The sequence below is a fragment of the Selenobaculum gibii genome (genome assembly GCF_030273445.1).
In the GTDB taxonomy this organism is placed as follows: Bacteria; Bacillota; Negativicutes; order ICN-92133; family ICN-92133; genus Selenobaculum; species Selenobaculum gibii.
The window spans coordinates 1117717-1136199 of the sequence record NZ_CP120678.1 but is presented as its reverse complement, the minus strand read 5'-3'; the positions used below and the strand labels follow the sequence as shown (position 1 = coordinate 1136199).

Below are 18483 nucleotides of genomic sequence, written 5' to 3'. Positions count from 1 at the left end.
AATATAAAAATAGGACAGATATTTATCTGCCCTATTTATTTTCATTAAATACCAAGTTGCTCCTTAATAGTTGCAACTGCCATATCGAAAGCTTCGCCCGTTTTTTCTGGCATTTTACCACCGGCTTGCGCCATATCCGGACGACCACCACCGCCACCACCAGCAACTTTGGCTGTCGCTTTCACAATATTCCCTGCATGGATTCCTTTTTTAACTGCTTCTTTGCTAACTTTGACGACAAAGTTTACTTTTTCGTCGCCGACAGCTGCAAGAACAACTAAACCACCATTTAATTTATCACAAGTAAGATCAGCTAAATTTCTTAATTCATCCATATCAGCAACTTGAGCTTTACCGATAATTGCTGGAACTCCGCCAAAGTCTTGTACCGCTAACAGTAGTTTTTGTGCTTCTGCTTTCGCTTTCATCGCACTCAATTCGTTTAAGCTATGCTCTAGCTCTTTTACATTAGCTAAAACTGCATCCAAGCGCGCAACAATTTCTTCTGGACGAGTTCTTAACATATCAGAAACTGTATTTAATGTAGCCAATTTTCCATTAAAGTATTCTAATGCTGCCGCACCAGTAATCGCTTCAATACGCCGCACTCCTGATGCTACTCCAGCTTCGCTAATAATTTTAAATGTACCAATCATTGCTACATTATCAACATGAGTTCCACCGCACAACTCTTTACTATAATCACCAACAGATACAACGCGAACTCTGTCTCCATATTTCTCCCCAAATAAAGCCATAGCCCCCATAGCTTTTGCTTCATCTTGTGAAGTTTCAAAGATTTCAACATCGGTAGCTGAAAAAATCACATTATTTACAATTTTCTCAACTTCTTGCATCTGCTCTGCTGTAACTGGCTCAAAATGTGAAAAGTCGAAACGTAAACGTTCTGGACTAACAGATGACCCCGCTTGATTTACATGCGCACCAAGCACACGCTTTAATGCAGCTTGCAATAAATGTGTTGCCGTATGATTGCGCGCCGTAGCTTTTTTCGCTGACATATCAATAGCAATTGTTACTATATCACCAACCTTAATGGTCCCCTCTACAACATATCCAATATGATAAATCGTACCATTCGGTAATTTTTTCGCTGCTGCAACTTCAACCTTGCCTAATTCCGTCTCAAATACACCGCTGTCTCCAACCTGTCCGCCACCCTCTGCATAGAAAGGTGTAACATCAAGGATAATTCCAGCCTCTTCCCCATCATTTGCATTATCAACCATTTCTCCATCTTTCCAAATGCAAATAACCTGTGCCGATTGAGCTCTCATATCAAAAGTAAGTTTTTCTGTATCAAGCCCACTTAAATCCGGAATAGAAATACGTTGATTTTCTTGGCGTGCTGCACGTGCACGTTCTCTTTGCTGCGTCATGGCTTTATCAAAAGCTTCTTTATCTAAAGAAAGACCATTCTCTTCAAGAATTTCAGCAGTTAGCTCCCAAGGAAAACCAAACGTATCATATAACTTAAATGCAGCTTCCCCACTAAGTACTACTTTATCTGCTTGTTTTAATTCATCGATATGATGATTTAACAATTCCATACCTTGTACTAAAGTTGTATGGAAACGTTCTTCTTCTAAACTAATTACCTTTTTAATATAATCTTGTTTTTCTAATAATTCTGGAAAAACTTCATCAAAAATTTCAACAACTGCATCTACAGCACCAGTTAGAAATGCACTTTCAATTCCCAATAAACGACCATGGCGAATCGCTCTGCGAATAATTCTTCTAAGTACATAGCCACGACCTTCATTAGAAGGCAAAATACCATCTAAAATCATAATTGTCATGCTTCTTGCATGGTCGGCAATAACTTTAAGTGAAATATCATTTTTTTCATTTGTCCCATATGCAACATTAGATACATTACTTGCATACTCAATAATTGGGAAAAGTAAGTCCGTTTCAAAATTAGATCGTTTATTTTGTAATACTGATGCAAGACGCTCTAATCCCGCACCTGTATCAATATTTTTCTTTTCAAGTGGAGAGTAATTTCCTTCTTCATCCCTATCAAATTGAGTAAAGACAAGATTCCAAATCTCTAAGAAACGGTCACAATCGCATCCTACTGCACAATCTGGACTTCCGCAACCACGTTCTTCACCTAAATCTATATAGATTTCTGAACATGGACCACATGGGCCTGGCCCAATCTCCCAAAAATTATCTTCTAGCTTTACAATATGTTCAGGGTTTACGCCAATTTCTTCGGCCCAAATTTTATACGCTTCTTCATCATCTGGATAAATCGTTACCCATAATTTATCTTTCGGCATTTCTAAATGCTCAGTTAAAAACTCCCACGCCCAATGAATTGCTTCACGTTTAAAATAGTCGCCAAAAGAAAAGTTTCCTAACATTTCGAAGAAAGTTTGATGTCTAGCTGTACGCCCAACGTTTTCTATATCACCCGTTCTTACGCATTTTTGACTTGTCGTAATTCGCGTATGAGGGGGCTTCATTTTTCCAGTAAAAAAAGGTTTAAATGGTGCCATTCCTGCACCTATCATTAATAAAGTGGGATCGTTTTCTGGTATTAACGATGCACTTGGTAATCTTAAATGTTCCTTACTAGCAAAAAACTGCAAATATTTCTCGCGCAGTTCCCTTCCACTCATAAATTTCAAAACAATCTACCTCCACTACTGTTTAGGGAATTATCCAAAATATTATACGAAATTTATTCAATAAAGTCAACGCTTAACCTACTTAGCATAACCTAGACATAATAAACCGTATTTTTATATAATACCATAAAAAAACATAAAAAAGGTAGCACAAAGCTAAAATATTTATAAAATAACAAGAAAAATATCAGCCAACATTTGTCAGCTGATATTTTTTCTTACAAATCTTTTAAAATTCGATGGCTACGTGCTTGAATATACTTGCGTGATTTATTTCTCGACTTATGCTCATGATTATGTGAAGAACAATGACAATCTGATTGTTCATCTCCTACAAATTTTTTCAATTCATTCATTATTGGACATTTCTGCGCTAGTTTATCCCAATTCATTGCAACTACAGCCCCCATAATACCGCCCCAAAATACACCTTGCAAAAATTTCCCCTGCATAATATTTATTGCCTCCCTTATGAGTTTTGCAATCCTTCTTCCTGTAGTTTTTCTATAAAGCGCAATAAATATACAATAAAACATAAAGAATATATCTAAAAGATATATTCTTTATGTTTTATTGAGCAACCTCTACATTATCTTTTAGTGTGGAATCCTCTGGTATAGCAATTAACGTACCGTCATCTTGAACATTGTATATCTTTATTGTATCATTTTTACATTCAAACTCTATACAACAGTCCTTACAATAATATTGACCAATACCAACCTTACCTATGCCACGTTCGCCACAAACAGGACAAACAAGCACCATTCTCACCTCACGCCTTTACAAAAATATGTAAAGAATTTTCGCTTGTCAATACAACCGTACTAATATTATTACCAATATAAACGAATTTTATTGATAAGTAAATAAAATTTTTTATCTCGTTTAAACAAAGATAAAGCGTTAAACCATTGCTGTCCTATCTAAAAAGATCCTTACAAGAACCAATAACTAGCTTTTACGCACTACGGATTTAATAATTGTCGCACCGCCAACCACATTTTCCCCATCATAAAAAACAACAGATTGGCCTGGAGTTATCGCACGCTGTTTTTCAGCAAACTTCACACGAATAATATCTTTATTTATCGGCGTAATCACAGCCGCGCCTTCCTTAGCTCCATATCTTACTTTTGCCGCAACGCTAAGAGGCTCTGTAATCTCATCTACCGTAATCAAATTTAAATCGGTTGCAATTAATTCATCAGCAAATACCTCTGTGTTACTACCAACAATCACCCGATTTTTTTGCATATCTAAGCCGATGACATACAATGGATTAGACGCCGCAATTCCCAATCCTTTTCTTTGCCCAATCGTATATAATGGAACACCTTTATGTCGCCCTAATACGTTGCCCTCAATATCAACAATATCGCCAGCCTTTAATACTTTCGGCGCTTTATCCTCCAAATAAGCTTTATAATCATCATTCGGTACAAAACAAATTTCTTGACTATCAGGTTTATTGGCTACCGGTAAATTAAACTCGGCCGCCATTTTCCGTGTCTCTATTTTTGTATACTTACCAAGCGGCATCATAAAATGATGCAATGTTTTTTGATTTAAGTGATAAAGTGCGTAAGATTGGTCTTTCGTCACATCAATCCCTTTACGTAACACATATCGCCCTGTATTTTCATCTCGTTCAATCCTCGCATAATGCCCAGTAGCTACAAATTCTGCCCCTAATTCAAGCGATCGCTTAAGCAGCCCTTCAAATTTAACATAGCGGTTACAAGCAATACATGGATTTGGTGTTTTTCCTTTTGCATATTCAGAAATAAAATAATCTACCACTTTTTCTTGAAACATATCACGAAAGTTCATTACATAATGAGGAATTCCAATTGTATCTGCAACTCTTCTTGCATCATCAACCGCTGATAAAGAACAACAGCCTCGATCAGCATCTATATCAAAATCACGACTATCATCACTGAGACGCATCGTAACACCGATTACCTCGTAGCCCTCATGTGCAAGAAGGGCAGCAGTTAAAGAACTATCTACCCCTCCGCTCATGGCTACAACCACTTTGGGTTTAGCACACATATTGATGAATCACCTTTCTTACTCCGCTTTCGCGTGTTTCTTCATATAATCCTGTATCGCTTTATGCATTGCATCTGCAGCTAAGTTTGAACAATGCATTTTTACTGGAGGAAGTCCTCCCAAAGCTTCTGCTACTGCTTGATTTGTCACGGTTAAAGCATCTTCTAAAGTTTTCCCCATTACCATCTCAGTAACCATACTACTTGTTGCAATCGCTGCTCCACATCCAAAAGTTTTAAATTTAACATCCTTAATAATATTATCTTCTACCTTTAAATAAATACGCATAATATCGCCACATTTTGCATTGCCAACCTCGCCTACACCATCAGCATCTTTAATTTCCCCTACATTACGAGGATTTGCAAAATGATCCATCACTTTTTCTGTGTATACACCTTCTGCCATAACTAACACCTCTTCTAATCTTTTTTTATTTTTTCATTAAACCTTCAGAGTTTTCTTCACAAAGCATCGACATACTACGAAGTCTATTCACAATTTCAGGTAAAACCTCCAAAGTGTAATCAATATCTTCTTCCGTATTCATTTTCCCTAAAGTTATACGAAGTGAGCCATGCGCTGTTTCATGAGTCAGCCCTAGTGCTAATAAAACATGGGATGGATCTAACGACCCCGATGTGCAAGCAGACCCACTTGAAGCTGCTATCCCTTTCATATCCAAATTCAATAGCAATGCTTCACCCTCGATAAAACGAAAACTTAAGTTCACGTTACCCGGTAAGCGTTTTGTTGGATGTCCATTTAATTTTACATTTGTAATTTTTTCTTGAATTCCCTGAATCAATTTATCACGCAAGCTTGCTAACCGCGCCGCTTTTTCTTCTAAATCGCGTTTTGCATTACGCGCCGCAATTCCTAAGCCAACAATCGCTGGCACATTTTCTGTTCCGGCACGTAAGTTTCGCTCTTGCGCCCCACCCATTTGAACCGCTTCGATTTTCACGCCACGTCTAATATAAAGTGCACCGATTCCTTTCGGCCCATAAAATTTATGTCCAGACAAAGATAATAAATCAATATTCATCTCCTGTACATGAATTGGTACATTTGCCACAGCTTGTACCGCATCCGTATGAAAATAAATCCCTTTTTCTTTTGCAATCGCACCAATTTCTTTGATTGGTTCAATCGTACCAACCTCATTATTGGCAAACATTATGCTAATTAAAATCGTCTTTTCGGTAATTGCTGCTTTTACATCTTCTAAACGAACCATGCCGTATTCATCCACTGGTAAATAGGTAACTTCAAATCCATGTTTTTCCAGCCATTGGCAAGTATGCAAAACCGCATGATGTTCAATTTGCGAAGTAATAATATGATTCCCGCGTCTTTGGTTTGCAAATGCAATTCCTTTTAAAGCAAAGTTATCACTTTCACTTCCACCACTTGTAAAAAATATTTCATTACTATTTGCTGCACCAATTAAATCAGCAACTGCTTCACGCGCTTCAGTTACCTCTTTGCGTACTTCACGCCCAAAGGCATGAACACTAGAAGGGTTTCCAAACTTCGTTGTCATATATTCAATCATTGCCTTAGCAACACTTTCATCCGTTGGAGTCGTTGCTGCATGGTCAAAATAAATTTTTCTCATTAGAGCCATCTCCTTATTTCTTTTCTTCACGGCATAAATCCGCTAATGTGATGGAATTCAAAACTTCATTAATGCTATCGCAAACCTTTGCCCATACACCACGTGTAACACAAGCTCCAGCCTTTTTACAATAACGATTATCTTCTGCATCTGTAAGCAAACAATCAACAAGAGCAATCGGACCCTCCATTGCAGTGATAATATCACCAACGGTAATACCTTTAGGATCTTTTGCTAAAATATATCCACCCTGAGCACCACGAATACTCGTTACATAACCAGAGTTGCGCAAAGTACAAATCAATTGTTCTAAATAATGCTCAGAAATTCCTTGTTTTTGCGCAATACTTTTCAATGAAATTGGACCTTCACCATAATGCAGAGCAAGCTCATACATTGCAGCTACACCATAGCGCCCTTTCGTTGATAACTTCACAAACCATCTCTCCTGTTATCACTTTTTATTTCCGACTAAAACAATCGGTTTTATGAGTATTAATATATCAAATATTTTTTATCTTGTAAAGAGATTTTATTCATCGAAATCTTTCATTTGAATATAAAAAAAGAATTCCTTACGGAATTCTTAAGATTTAGTCTGGCAGGGGCAGAAGGACTTGAACCCTCAACCAATGGTTTTGGAGACCACTACTCTACCAATTGAGCTATACCCCTATATGTACTTTTGGAGCGGAAAACGAGATTCGAACTCGCGACCCTCGCCTTGGCAAGGCGATGCTCTACCACTGAGCTATTTCCGCATAAATGGCGACCCGAAGGGGACTTGAACCCCTGACCTCCGCCGTGACAGGGCGGCATTCTAACCAACTAAACTACCGGGCCACACTATATAATCAGCCTGACAATTAAATATTTTAAACTAAATATATCTAATTGTCAATTACTTTTATATAAAACAAATTTACCTAAAGAAAAATACACAAACGAGAATTTACTCTACCTGCTCTATTATAAATACTAAAATTATATATTAAATAAATTTGTGCATAGAAACAATCATAATATTCCTATGCACAAAAATAAATTATTTATTTAAATTACGGCTACCACGTTTTGTCATTGGCTCTCCAGCCTGGCATAATGGACATGCTTCTGGTTTGTAAGTAGTTACTGTTAAGTTTAATAGCGCTTGGTATGGCACCCCACCAAAATCAACTTTACCACCACTGCGATTTACAAGCATACCGATTCCGACAGGAATACCACCTTGCGCTTTTACCGCATCAACAACCTCTTTTACCGAACCACCTGTTGTTACGATATCTTCAACAATTAAGACTCTTTCACCCTTTGCCAATTTAAATCCACGGCGAAACGTCATTTTCCCATCTTCACGTTCAGTAAAAATCGCTCTTGTTCCTAAAGCTTTTCCTACCTCATGTGCAAGTAAAATACCTCCTGTTACAGGCCCAACTACTACCTCTATGTTTTGATCGGCAAATTTATCAGCTAACGCCTTACATAAACTTTCCGTATGCTTTGGATGTTGTAATACTTGAAACTTTTCAACGTACATCGGACTATGTAATCCTGACGTTAAAAGAAAATGGCCTTCCATAATCGCCCCAGTTTGGATAAAAAGTTCTTTTACTTCTGCTTCCGTCATTGTATCGTCTCCATTTCTGCAATTATTTTTTGCGCCGCTGCTTTCGGATCATCAGCCGCTGTAATTGGGCGCCCCACAACGAGATGACTCGCACCATTTTCTAATGCACTTGCTGGCGTAGCAATACGACTTTGATCATTGACCGCTGCACCAACAGGACGAACACCTGGAGTAACAATAAGAAAATCATCTCCACAAGCCTGACGAATCAATGCAGCTTCACGGGGCGATGCCACTACACCATCTAACCCAGCCTCTTTGGTAAGCTTAGCCAATCGCACCACTTGTTCCTGAATTTTCATTGTCTGACCTAAACCTTGCCAATCAGTTTCATTCATACTCGTTAAAATAGTTACAGCGATCAGCTTTGGTCTTGGTGTATTTAAGGTAGACGCTTGTTTTTCTAAATTTTCTACAGCGGTTTTCATCATTGTATACCCGCCTGTTGCATGTACATTCAGCATAGTAACGCCAAGTTTCATCAATGAAGCCAAGCCTTGAGCCGTCGTATTGGGAATATCATGTAGCTTTAAATCAAGAAAAATTTCTTTTTTTTGCTCGCGTAAATACGCAATCACTTCCGTTCCCACACTATAAAACAGCTCCATACCAACCTTATAATAGATCACACTGTCCCCTAGTTCCGTGACAAGCGCTTTAACTTTATCCATATTATGAAAGTCTAAGGCTACAATTAATCTATGATCTGCCATCGCAAACCTCCATATTTTATTTATTTACCTTTAACTGTCCAACAAGTTCCTTTACATTGGACAATTGATGATCTTTTAAGTATTCTTGAATACCATCTGCAACTTCTTTTGCAATCGCTGGATTCACAAAATTTGCAGTTCCTACCGCCACTGCACTTGCACCAGCTAACAAAAACTCAATTGCATCTTCACTACTTGCAATCCCGCCCATACCGATAATCGGTATTTTTACTGCTTGTGAAACTTGCCATACCATCCGCAAAGCTACAGGTTTAACAGCTGGTCCAGATAAACCACCAATTACATTGCCTAAAATAGGTCTTTGCATTTTAATATCAATCGCCATTCCAATCAACGTATTAATCATGGAAATTGCATCTGCACCAGCCGCTTCAACGGCTAACGCCATATCAACAATATCAGTAACATTCGGCGATAATTTCACGATTACAGGCTTTTTGGTATTTGCTTTTACTTCACGAACGACCGCAGTCGCACTATCCCTATTTGTTCCAAAAGCGATTCCGCCTTCTCTTACATTAGGACAAGATATATTAAGCTCAACAGCAGCTACACCATCTACATCAAGACGTTTCGCAAGTACACCATATTCTTCAACGCTACTTCCAGACATATTCACAATAATTGGCGCACGATATTGTTTTATTCGAGGTAAAATATCACTTAAAAAATAGTCTACACCCGGGTTTTCTAAACCGATGCAATTTAGCATTCCACTAGGTGTTTCCGCAATGCGTACACCTGGATTTCCACTTCGTGGCAACAAAGTCGTTCCTTTTACTACAATTGCCCCGATTTCATTTAAGTCAAGAAAATCCGCATATTCTTCACCAAAACCAAAGGTTCCTGAACCTGTCATCACAGGCGTTTTCATCTTTATTCCTGCAATTTCAACTGTGAGCATATCTTTCTGCTTCATCACAATACCTCCTCAGCCCAAAATACAGGTCCATCTGTACATACCTTTTTACGCTTTCCACCATTTTTACTTTCACACGTACATGAAAGACATGCGCCAATTCCACATGCCATATATTTTTCTAAAGAAACCTGACAAGGAATATTACTCTGTTTTGCAATTTTTGCTACGCCTTCCATCATGATATGCGGACCACAAACATAAATACGATCATATTCATTTTCCCTAAGCAATTCCGGAAGTAAATCTACCGTAAACCCTTTAAAACCAATAGAGCCATCATCCGTCGTAACATAAATTTGCTGAGCTAACTTCTTAAAGCAATCTTTCCAAAACATTTCTACCGTATTTTTCCCACCAAGTAAAATAGATGTACTTTGAGGATTAAATTGTTTTGCCAAATAAATAAGAGGCGCGATTCCCATGCCACCGCCCACTAAAAGTGGGCGCTGACAATTCAAATCAAAGCCATTACCTAAAGGTCCAAGGCAATTAACAATATCACCTTTTCGCAAAGTTGACAGCATCTTTGTCCCTTTGCCAACAATTCGATAAATCAAATGCAAAGTACCAGCTTTATCATCTACATCTGAAATACTAATTGGTCGGCGCAGTAATTCCGTCTGGGCAATTTTAAGATGAACAAATTGTCCAGCTTTCGACTGCCGTGCAATCTCAGGGACAGAAATCACAACTTCTTTTACACCATCAGAAATAAATGCATTAGTTAAAATCTCACCATCAATTGCATATTTAGGCAAGAGAATCCCCTCCACCAACATAATCTTGTAATGCTAGTGTATATACAAGGCGACGTTCACGCATAAAGTCTAAAACTCTTAATACTTCCCAAGCTGTATCCATAGAGGTTAAGCATGGAATCGCATGTTCTACCGTTGCACGACGAATTTTAAATCCATCACGTTCAGAGCCACGACCTTGCGTTAAGGTATTGATAACCATATTAATTTTACCAGTTTTAATCATTTTGATAATATCCGGTTTATTTTCATGTACTTTATTTACAACTTCTACATTAATGCCTAATTCATTAATTGTTTTCGCAGTACCTGCCGTTGCAACAAGTTGGAAACCTAAGTCAGCAAACGCTTTTGCTAATTGTTTTACTTCCTCTTTGTCCTTATTAGCAACCGTGAACAAAATCGTACCTTGTGTTGGGATGTTCATACCAGCGCCAGTAATCGCTTTATATAAGGCTCTCGCATAATGGTAATCAATCCCCATAACTTCCCCAGTAGACTTCATTTCAGGTCCAAGTGAAATATCTACATCTTGCATTTTAGCAAAAGAGAATACAGGGGCTTTTACTGCAATATGTGGTTTCTCTGGCAATAAACCCGTTTTGTACCCCATAGATTTTAATGTTTGCCCCATAGCAACACGCGTTGCTACATTCACCATTTTTACATCAGTGACTTTACTTAGGAATGGAATCGTACGGCTAGAACGGGGATTTACTTCGATTACATACACTTTGTCATCCATTACTACATATTGAATGTTAAGTAATCCTTTTACATTCAACCCCGTAGCTAAGCGTTTTGTGTAGTCAATAATAGTGAAAATTATTTTTGCCGATAATGTTTGTGGTGGATATACCGCAATACTATCACCAGAATGTACACCAGCACGTTCAATATGTTCCATAATGCCTGGAATCATTACATCAGTTCCATCGGAGATCGCATCGACCTCAACTTCCGTACCTTGCATATAACGGTCAACTAATACAGGATGCTCGGGTGTTACTTTTACTGCACGTCCCATATAATCCCGCAATTCTTCTTCGTTATAAACAATCTCCATTGCTCTTCCACCAAGTACATAAGATGGACGTACTACTACTGGATATCCAATCTCATTCGCTGCAACAATCGCATCATCCGGAGTAGTTACACTTACACCTTTCGGCCGTGGAATACCGCTGTTTTCTAATAGTTCATCAAAACGTTCACGATCTTCCGCCCTATCGATATCATCTACTGAGGTACCAAATACTTTTACACCAGCTTTTGCTAAAGCACCCGCTAAGTTAATCGCTGTCTGTCCACCAAACTGAACGATTACCCCTTCTGGTTTTTCTTTATCAATAATATTTAATACATCTTCTGCTGTTAATGGCTCGAAATAAAGTCTATCAGAAGTATCAAAATCTGTACTTACCGTTTCTGGATTGTTATTTACGATGATAGATTCTATTCCCATTTCACGCAACGCCCATACCGAGTGAACAGAACAATAATCAAACTCAACCCCTTGTCCAATTCGAATTGGCCCTGATCCAAGTACCATCACTTTTCGCTTATCTGATGTAATCACTTCGTCTTCTTGTGCATACGTAGAATAATAATATGGCGTTGCTGCTTCAAATTCAGCCGCGCACGTATCTACCATTTTATAACAAGGATGAATGTCAAAAGATTTACGAATCTTTCTGATTTCCATCATATCTTTACCGCAGATTTCTGCAATAGAACGATCAGCTAAACCAATTTTCTTTGCCGCAAGCATCAATTCTTCCGTTAACTCTTCTTTGGCAATACGATTTTCTACCGTTACAATATTATAGATTTTCCATAAGAACCATATATCAATTTTTGTAATCGTATGAATTTCATCTACTGTTGCAATCTCACGACGAAGTGCTTCAGCAATAACAAAAATACGTTCATCATCTTTATTTTTCAAAGCATCCATGATTTTCGCATCAGACCAACTGTCCATATCATCCATATGCAAACGATTCACACCGATTTCCAATGAGCGGACAGCTTTTAGAATCGCGCCTTCAAAGGAACGGTCAATCGACATAACTTCGCCTGTTGCTTTCATTTGCGTACCTAGTTCTCTGTCAGCAAATACAAACTTGTCAAATGGCCAACGTGGAAATTTCACTACACAATAATCAAGCGACGGTTCAAAGCACGCCATCGTTTTTTGTGTAACTGCATTTACGATTTCATCCAAATGATACCCGATCGCAATTTTACTTGCGACTTTCGCAATTGGGTAACCAGTAGCTTTAGACGCCAGTGCACTAGAACGACTTACACGTGGATTTACTTCGATTACATAGTACCGATCACTATTTGGGTCTAAGGCATATTGTGCATTACAACCACCTTCAATTCCTAATTCACGAATGATTCTAAGTGAAGCGCTTCTAAGCATTTGGAATTCGTGATCACTTAATGTCTGGGTTGGCGCAACAACGATACTATCACCAGTATGCACACCAACAGGGTCAAAGTTTTCCATATTACATACAGTGATACAGTTGTCATTTGAATCACGCATTACCTCGTATTCAATTTCTTTCCAGCCTGCAACACTGCGTTCAATCAATACTTGCCCAATCATACTATATTTTAATCCACGAATAACAATGGCAATTAAATCTTCTTCATTATCGGCAATGCCGCCGCCAGTACCGCCCATTGTATAAGCAGGACGCACGATAATCGGATAGCCAATTTTTTTCGCAAAGGCAACCGCCGAAGCTACATCCTCAACAATTGTACTTTCAGGAATTGGCTCACCCAATTTTTCCATCGTTTCTTTAAATAATTCGCGATCTTCTGCTTTCTTGATTGCCTCAAGTGAAGTACCCAATAATTCTACTTCATATTTTTCCAGCACACCTTGTTCTGCTAATGTTACCGCAAGGTTTAACCCCGCTTGACCACCTAACGTAGCCAATAAGCCATCCGGTCTTTCTTTGCTGATTACTTCCTCTAAAAATTCCGGTGTAAGCGGTTCTATATAAACTCTATCTGCAATATTGGCATCTGTCATAATCGTTGCCGGATTACTGTTTACCAATACAACTTCTAAACCTTCTTCTTTTAATGCACGACAAGCTTGTGTTCCCGCATAGTCAAATTCTGCTGCCTGCCCAATAATAATAGGCCCTGAACCGATAACAAGTACTTTACGCAAATATTCTTTTTTTGGCACGGATTATTCCCCCTTTGTTAGCATCGTCCAAAATTCATCAAATAAGTAGGTATTATCATCTGGCCCAGGTGATGCTTCTGGGTGATATTGTACCGAGAAAATAGGTAAGTCATTATGACGAATCCCCTCGACCGTTCCATCATTTACAGCACGGTGCGTCACTTGCACAGGTAAATTTGCCAAAGATTTTTCATCAACTGCATACCCATGGTTTTGTGAGGAAATATGCACACGCCCTGTGAGAAGATTTTTTACTGGTTGATTTGATCCACGATGACCAAATTTCAATTTATAAGTATCTGCCCCAAGTGCTAATGCAAGCAATTGATGTCCTAAACAGATTCCAAACATAGGCTTTCTGCCAAGCAGTTTTTTCACTTCGCCAATAATTTCTTTCAAGTCCTTTGGATCTCCGGGACCATTAGAAAGGAAAATCCCGTCTGGATTCATTGTTAAAATCTCTTCAGCGGTCGTATCGGCTGGTACAATCGTCAAATTGCAACCAATTTTATGAAGCCCTTTAAGGATATTTTGTTTTATCCCAAAGTCCATCACCACAACATCCGGCCCATTATTCTCCATTTTATATACATTGGGCGTCGTAACTTCAGCTACGACATCACGTTTAATTGGTACCTTAAACAAGGTATCGATTTCTGGCTGCGTTGCAGTTTCCTTCACGATAACACCTTTCATCGTACCAGCAGAACGAATTTTTCGTGTAATTGCTCTTGTATCTACACCGTAAATACAAGGAATTTTATTTTCTGTTAAAAAGTCGCTTAATTGACTTTGGATTTGCCAGTTGCTTGGATTTATACAAAGTTCGCCAATAACAAATCCATTGACAAACGGTTTACGCGCTTGATTAAAAACATCGGCAACTCCATAGTTTCCAATCATCGGATAAGTTAACGTAACAATCTGACTACAATAAGATGGATCTGTAAGAATCTCTTGATACCCACTCATTCCTGTATTAAAAACAACTTCACCAGTCGATTGCACATCATTTAATAATGTTCCTGGAAATACTGAACCATCTTCTAAGATTAATTTCCCTTTCAAACTAACACCTCCGTGATATATTAACAAGTAATTTGTCCATTTTTCATCACAATTTTACCATTTACGATTGTTGCTACCGCTTTTCCTTTTAACGTCTTACCAACGAATGGACAGTGCGTTCCCCGTGTATAGAATTTTTTATCATCAACAGCCCATTCTAGTTCTGGATCAAAGATAACAACATCTGCCACTTTGCCAACTTCGAGACTGCCTCGGTTTAAGTTAAAGACTTTTGCGGGATTACTTGACATTTTTTCGATGATTTCTGGAAGAGAGAATTTTCCGCTATGATAGAGCGATGTGAGGATTACGCCTAAAGCCGTCTCTAGACCAGGGAACCCGCTTGGTGCAAAGCGATATTCACGGTCTTTTTCTTCAAAAGCATGTGGAGAATGATCTGTTACAATCGCATCAATTGTTCCATCCTTTAATCCTTCCACCATCGCTTGGACATGTTCAGCCGTCCGTAATGGAGGATTTACTTTTGTCGAAGTATCAAAGTTATTTACTACATCATCAGTTAATGTTAGATGATGTGGTGTAACCTCTGCCGTAACTTTCACCCCACGTTTTTTTGCTTGACGTACTAATTCAACTGCCCCTTTTGTGCTGATATGTGCAATATGAATCTTTGCATCTGCATACTCTGCCAATAAAATATCCCTTGCTACTGCGATATCTTCTGCCACGGTTGGACGACCTTTCATTCCCAACATTGCCGAGTGAAGGCTCTCATTCATGATTCCATCCTCTACCAAGGAATCCTCCTCCGCATGAGAAATGATAATTTTGTCAAAGGTTCGTAAGTAATCTAACCCATTTAACAACAGTTTTGCATTCGCAACATAATGTCCATCATCAGAAAATGCCACTGCACCACATTCAGCCATATCACCAATTTCAGCTAACTCTTTACCTTCTTGCCCTTTGCTTAATGCCCCAATCACTTCAACTTTTACAACACCTTCTTGTCTTACCCGCTCTTTTAATCCATTTACTAAAATTGCAGCATCAACAACCGGTCTCGTATTCGGCATGCAAGCAACCGTTGTAAAGCCGCCTGCTGCCGCTGCCCTTGTACCTGAACCTACGTCCTCTTTTGCCTCTTGCCCTGGTTCACGTAAATGAATATGCATATCTATTAATCCCGGTGCAATTACGAGCCCCGTAGCATCAAAAACCTCCGCATCTTTCGCTGCAATACGACTTCCTATTTTCGCAATTTTCCCGTCTTCAATCAACACATCAGTAATTTTATCTATTTGTTGTACAGGATCAATTACCCGTCCATTTCTAATCATTAATTTCAAGGCTTTTCCCTCCCATCAGTACTAAAGTTAATAAAGCCATACGGATTGCTACACCATTTTGCACTTGTTCTTGAATTGCCGAATGATTACAGTAAGCGACATCAGGTGAAATTTCAAGACCACGATTCATTGGCCCCGGATGTAAAACAAGTACATCGTCCTTAGCTCTTGATAATCTTTCTTTATTTAGTCCGAAAATCCGTGCATATTCGCGCGGTGATGGGAATAAACCTGTTTTCTGCCGTTCTAATTGAATTCTTAACACATTGATTACATCAGCATTTTCTACTGCATCTTCAATCCTGTCATGAACAAATATTCCTTTTTCATTCTCAATAAATCTAGGCAACAAAGTTTTCGGACCAGCAATATGAACTTCTGCACCCATTTTCCTTAATCCCCAAATATCAGAACGTGCTACTCGACTATGTAAAATATCTCCGAGTATAGCCACCTTTAATCCTTTTATTTTATTTTTATGTTCTTTAATTGTAAACATATTTAACAACCCTTGTGATGGATGTGCATGTGCGCCATCACCAGCATTAATAATTGCTGGGCTTACTACTTTATCAGCATATTCGGCTGCTCCTTCGGCTTTATGACGCATAACAATTGCATCTACCCCCATTGCCTCTACAGTAAGGAGTGTATCACGTAAACTTTCACCCTTTACGATACTACTTGTACTCGCTGTAATATTTACAACATCAGCACCAAGATATTTTCCTGCTAATTCAAAGGAGGTACGCGTTCTTGTGCTTGGTTCATAAAATAAATTTATAATAGATTTGCCTCGTAGAGCTGGCACCTTTTTTATATCTCGGTTAATAATATTTTTCATTTCTTTTGCAGTGTCTAAAACCAGATTCATTTCATCCTCAGATAAATATTCTAGACCTAGAATACTTTTGCCTCGTAAAGAAATATTGTTTTTTCCCAAACTAATCACTCCTCCTAATAATAAACTCCCTGCCAACGGCAAGGAGTTACATAGGCTTTGCTGGCAGAATAAACCACCAAAATCACCTTCCTTGCCGACCTCTCTGGATCACATTTAAAGGATAGTATTTGCAAAATATAAAGCAATAACACCCGTGCTTCAATATTTGTATTAATATCTTGTTTATAATTATACATGATTTATTGACATATTACTAATCAAGTCAACAAGTATTTAGAATTTATAACAAAATTGCAACAAAAAAAGCTTTCCTATGCGCAGGCATAAGAAAGCTAACTATTCCAGACAAATAAACCAGCTTCCTTCCTAGCCTCACAGGACTAAAATTAAAGGTGCTATATCGTTTTTCATAGAATATCATTTTAAGTACACTTTGTCAATATTTAAGGATTATACTCAACAATACTAATAGTATGTTCCCTATTTAAATCAATCATTTCCTCATCAGATATCTTAATCAGCGGCAAACTATCATAAGCATCAGCAAATTGCACAATAAGCCCTTTTTTCCCATTTGACAGTAAAACTTCCGAACCAATAAAAGCTTGACGTACATTAAGTAAAAATGGAATGCAAACTTTAGGATCCATTGTTGTATACATATTTGCCCCTATGATTTTCAATGTAGAAAAAGGTGTTTGTTTTTTATAAGATTCCCGCTCGCTTGTATATAAATCATAAAAATCAGCAACAGCAATAATCTTTGCATATTCATGAATCTCATTGCCCTTTTTCTGCAACGGAAACCCCGTTCCATCATTGCATTCATGATGTTGCAAAACTGCGTATTTAACCCCTTCAGGAATATCTTCTTTTTCTGCAATAAGCTTATAACCTTCTGTTGTATGACGTTCATATATTTTACGTTCCTCACCACTTAGACGATCGCTGTTTTTCATTACAATGTTTTTGTCAATTTGAGTCTTGCCAATATCATGTAAAAAACCTGCCAAGATTACATCTTTTATTTGCTGTTTATTATATCTCATCCATTTTGCTAAAACTCCTGCTAAAATAGATACACGGAAAGAATGATTATATGTAAAATTATCCATAGATTTCACTTCATAAAGATAATCAATAACTCCGCTTCTCATTGCCATATTGGTCACTGTATGATCAATAATTCCTTTCACCTTATCTACTGGAACTTCTTTGCTTTCAGCAATTTGTTCAAATACATCTTCAACTTCTGTGAGAACCTCTTGATATTCAGCAACAAAAGCATGACTACGACTTAGGAATTTTTGCACTGCTTGCTGTCTTTGTTCAAATTCATCTTGAACATAAATATTCTTAATTCCCAAAAAGTGCATTCTAGTAATATGTGCCTCTGTCAAAAGCTTTCCTTTAGATAAAACAACCATCATATTATCATTAATGATTGTTCTTGCTAAAATCATTCCTGGCTTCACGTCATCTATTTTTATATTCCGCATCCAATTCACCGCTTTCATTCTTTGATAATATTAGAATAAATTCTAGATATATAATAAAAAATCCTTTTCGATTTTCCTATTACAAAAGACCCATTTTATTAA

The 18483-nt window shown here is 38.0% G+C and carries 16 protein-coding genes and 3 tRNA genes; all 19 read right to left on the bottom strand.

Going from position 1 to position 18483, the window contains the following annotated elements:
* Positions 1-44: 44 nt before the first annotated feature.
* A complete protein-coding gene (gene alaS / locus P3F81_RS05400; protein WP_147670639.1) occupies positions 45-2663 on the bottom strand; it encodes an alanine--tRNA ligase in 2619 nt (872 codons plus the stop codon).
* 218 nt (positions 2664-2881) lie between these two features.
* Positions 2882-3115 (bottom strand): hypothetical protein, encoded by a 234-nt coding sequence (locus tag P3F81_RS05395; RefSeq protein ID WP_147670641.1) that lies wholly within the window; start codon positions 3113-3115, stop codon positions 2882-2884.
* A gap of 118 nt (positions 3116-3233) precedes the next feature.
* On the bottom strand, positions 3234-3431 hold the full coding sequence (locus tag P3F81_RS05390) for a YrzR-like zinc ribbon domain (RefSeq protein WP_147670643.1): 198 nt from the start codon (positions 3429-3431) through the stop codon (positions 3234-3236).
* Between the two features lie 186 nt (positions 3432-3617).
* Positions 3618-4721, bottom strand: coding sequence for a tRNA 2-thiouridine(34) synthase MnmA (mnmA, locus tag P3F81_RS05385; protein ID WP_147670645.1), 1104 nt, complete (start codon positions 4719-4721; stop codon positions 3618-3620).
* Positions 4722-4739: 18 nt separating this feature from the next.
* Positions 4740-5129 carry a Fe-S cluster assembly scaffold protein NifU gene (gene nifU, locus P3F81_RS05380; protein WP_147670647.1) on the bottom strand — a complete coding sequence of 130 codons (390 nt, stop codon included), beginning with the start codon at positions 5127-5129 and terminating at the stop codon, positions 4740-4742.
* Positions 5130-5154: 25 nt separating this feature from the next.
* Positions 5155-6342, bottom strand: coding sequence for a cysteine desulfurase NifS (gene nifS / locus P3F81_RS05375; RefSeq protein ID WP_147670649.1), 1188 nt, complete (start codon positions 6340-6342; stop codon positions 5155-5157).
* A gap of 13 nt (positions 6343-6355) precedes the next feature.
* Positions 6356-6778 carry an RrF2 family transcriptional regulator gene (locus tag P3F81_RS05370; protein ID WP_147670651.1) on the bottom strand — a complete coding sequence of 141 codons (423 nt, stop codon included), beginning with the start codon at positions 6776-6778 and terminating at the stop codon, positions 6356-6358.
* A 163-nt stretch (positions 6779-6941) separates the two neighbouring features.
* Positions 6942-7017 (bottom strand) — tRNA-Trp (locus P3F81_RS05365).
* 11 nt (positions 7018-7028) lie between these two features.
* Positions 7029-7103 (bottom strand) — tRNA-Gly (locus P3F81_RS05360).
* Positions 7104-7108: 5 nt separating this feature from the next.
* Positions 7109-7185, bottom strand: a tRNA-Asp gene (locus tag P3F81_RS05355).
* 202 nt (positions 7186-7387) lie between these two features.
* Positions 7388-7969, bottom strand: coding sequence for an orotate phosphoribosyltransferase (pyrE, locus tag P3F81_RS05350; protein WP_147670653.1), 582 nt, complete (start codon positions 7967-7969; stop codon positions 7388-7390).
* A complete protein-coding gene (gene pyrF / locus P3F81_RS05345; protein ID WP_147670655.1) occupies positions 7966-8682 on the bottom strand; it encodes an orotidine-5'-phosphate decarboxylase in 717 nt (238 codons plus the stop codon). Before pyrF ends, pyrE begins: the two co-directional genes overlap by 4 nt.
* Before the next feature lie 16 nt (positions 8683-8698).
* Positions 8699-9622, bottom strand: coding sequence for a dihydroorotate dehydrogenase (locus tag P3F81_RS05340; protein ID WP_147670657.1), 924 nt, complete (start codon positions 9620-9622; stop codon positions 8699-8701).
* Positions 9622-10383, bottom strand: coding sequence for a dihydroorotate dehydrogenase electron transfer subunit (locus P3F81_RS05335; protein WP_309320731.1), 762 nt, complete (start codon positions 10381-10383; stop codon positions 9622-9624). Before P3F81_RS05335 ends, P3F81_RS05340 begins: the two co-directional genes overlap by 1 nt.
* Positions 10376-13600, bottom strand: coding sequence for a carbamoyl-phosphate synthase large subunit (carB, locus tag P3F81_RS05330; protein ID WP_147670661.1), 3225 nt, complete (start codon positions 13598-13600; stop codon positions 10376-10378). The genes P3F81_RS05335 and carB overlap by 8 nt, the downstream gene beginning before the upstream one ends.
* Positions 13601-13603: 3 nt before the next feature.
* The gene (gene carA, locus P3F81_RS05325; protein WP_147670663.1) at positions 13604-14668 is read right to left on the bottom strand and encodes a glutamine-hydrolyzing carbamoyl-phosphate synthase small subunit; all 1065 of its coding nucleotides are present in this window, start codon (positions 14666-14668) and stop codon (positions 13604-13606) included.
* A gap of 20 nt (positions 14669-14688) precedes the next feature.
* Positions 14689-15978 carry a dihydroorotase gene (locus P3F81_RS05320; RefSeq protein ID WP_147670665.1) on the bottom strand — a complete coding sequence of 430 codons (1290 nt, stop codon included), beginning with the start codon at positions 15976-15978 and terminating at the stop codon, positions 14689-14691.
* Positions 15962-16921 (bottom strand): aspartate carbamoyltransferase catalytic subunit, encoded by a 960-nt coding sequence (locus tag P3F81_RS05315; RefSeq protein ID WP_147670668.1) that lies wholly within the window; start codon positions 16919-16921, stop codon positions 15962-15964. Before P3F81_RS05315 ends, P3F81_RS05320 begins: the two co-directional genes overlap by 17 nt.
* A 404-nt stretch (positions 16922-17325) precedes the next feature.
* Positions 17326-18381: an HD-GYP domain-containing protein gene (locus tag P3F81_RS05310; protein ID WP_147670670.1), complete on the bottom strand. Its 1056-nt coding sequence runs from the start codon at positions 18379-18381 to the stop codon at positions 17326-17328.
* Between the last annotated feature and the right edge of the window lie 102 nt (positions 18382-18483).

Excerpts from the sequence above, each read along its gene's own strand:
- pyrE (WP_147670653.1), bottom strand. The coding sequence starts at position 7,969 with ATGACGGAAGCAGAAGTAAAAGAACTTTTTATCCAAACTGGGGCGATT.
- P3F81_RS05390 (WP_147670643.1), bottom strand. The coding sequence starts at position 3,431 with ATGGTGCTTGTTTGTCCTGTTTGTGGCGAACGTGGCATAGGTAAGGTT.
- P3F81_RS05340 (WP_147670657.1), bottom strand. The coding sequence starts at position 9,622 with ATGAAGCAGAAAGATATGCTCACAGTTGAAATTGCAGGAATAAAGATG.
- nifS (WP_147670649.1), bottom strand. The coding sequence starts at position 6,342 with ATGAGAAAAATTTATTTTGACCATGCAGCAACGACTCCAACGGATGAA.
- P3F81_RS05310 (WP_147670670.1), bottom strand. The coding sequence starts at position 18,381 with ATGCGGAATATAAAAATAGATGACGTGAAGCCAGGAATGATTTTAGCA.
- mnmA (WP_147670645.1), bottom strand. The coding sequence starts at position 4,721 with ATGTGTGCTAAACCCAAAGTGGTTGTAGCCATGAGCGGAGGGGTAGAT.
- nifU (WP_147670647.1), bottom strand. The coding sequence starts at position 5,129 with ATGGCAGAAGGTGTATACACAGAAAAAGTGATGGATCATTTTGCAAAT.
- P3F81_RS05395 (WP_147670641.1), bottom strand. The coding sequence starts at position 3,115 with ATGCAGGGGAAATTTTTGCAAGGTGTATTTTGGGGCGGTATTATGGGG.
- pyrF (WP_147670655.1), bottom strand. The coding sequence starts at position 8,682 with ATGGCAGATCATAGATTAATTGTAGCCTTAGACTTTCATAATATGGAT.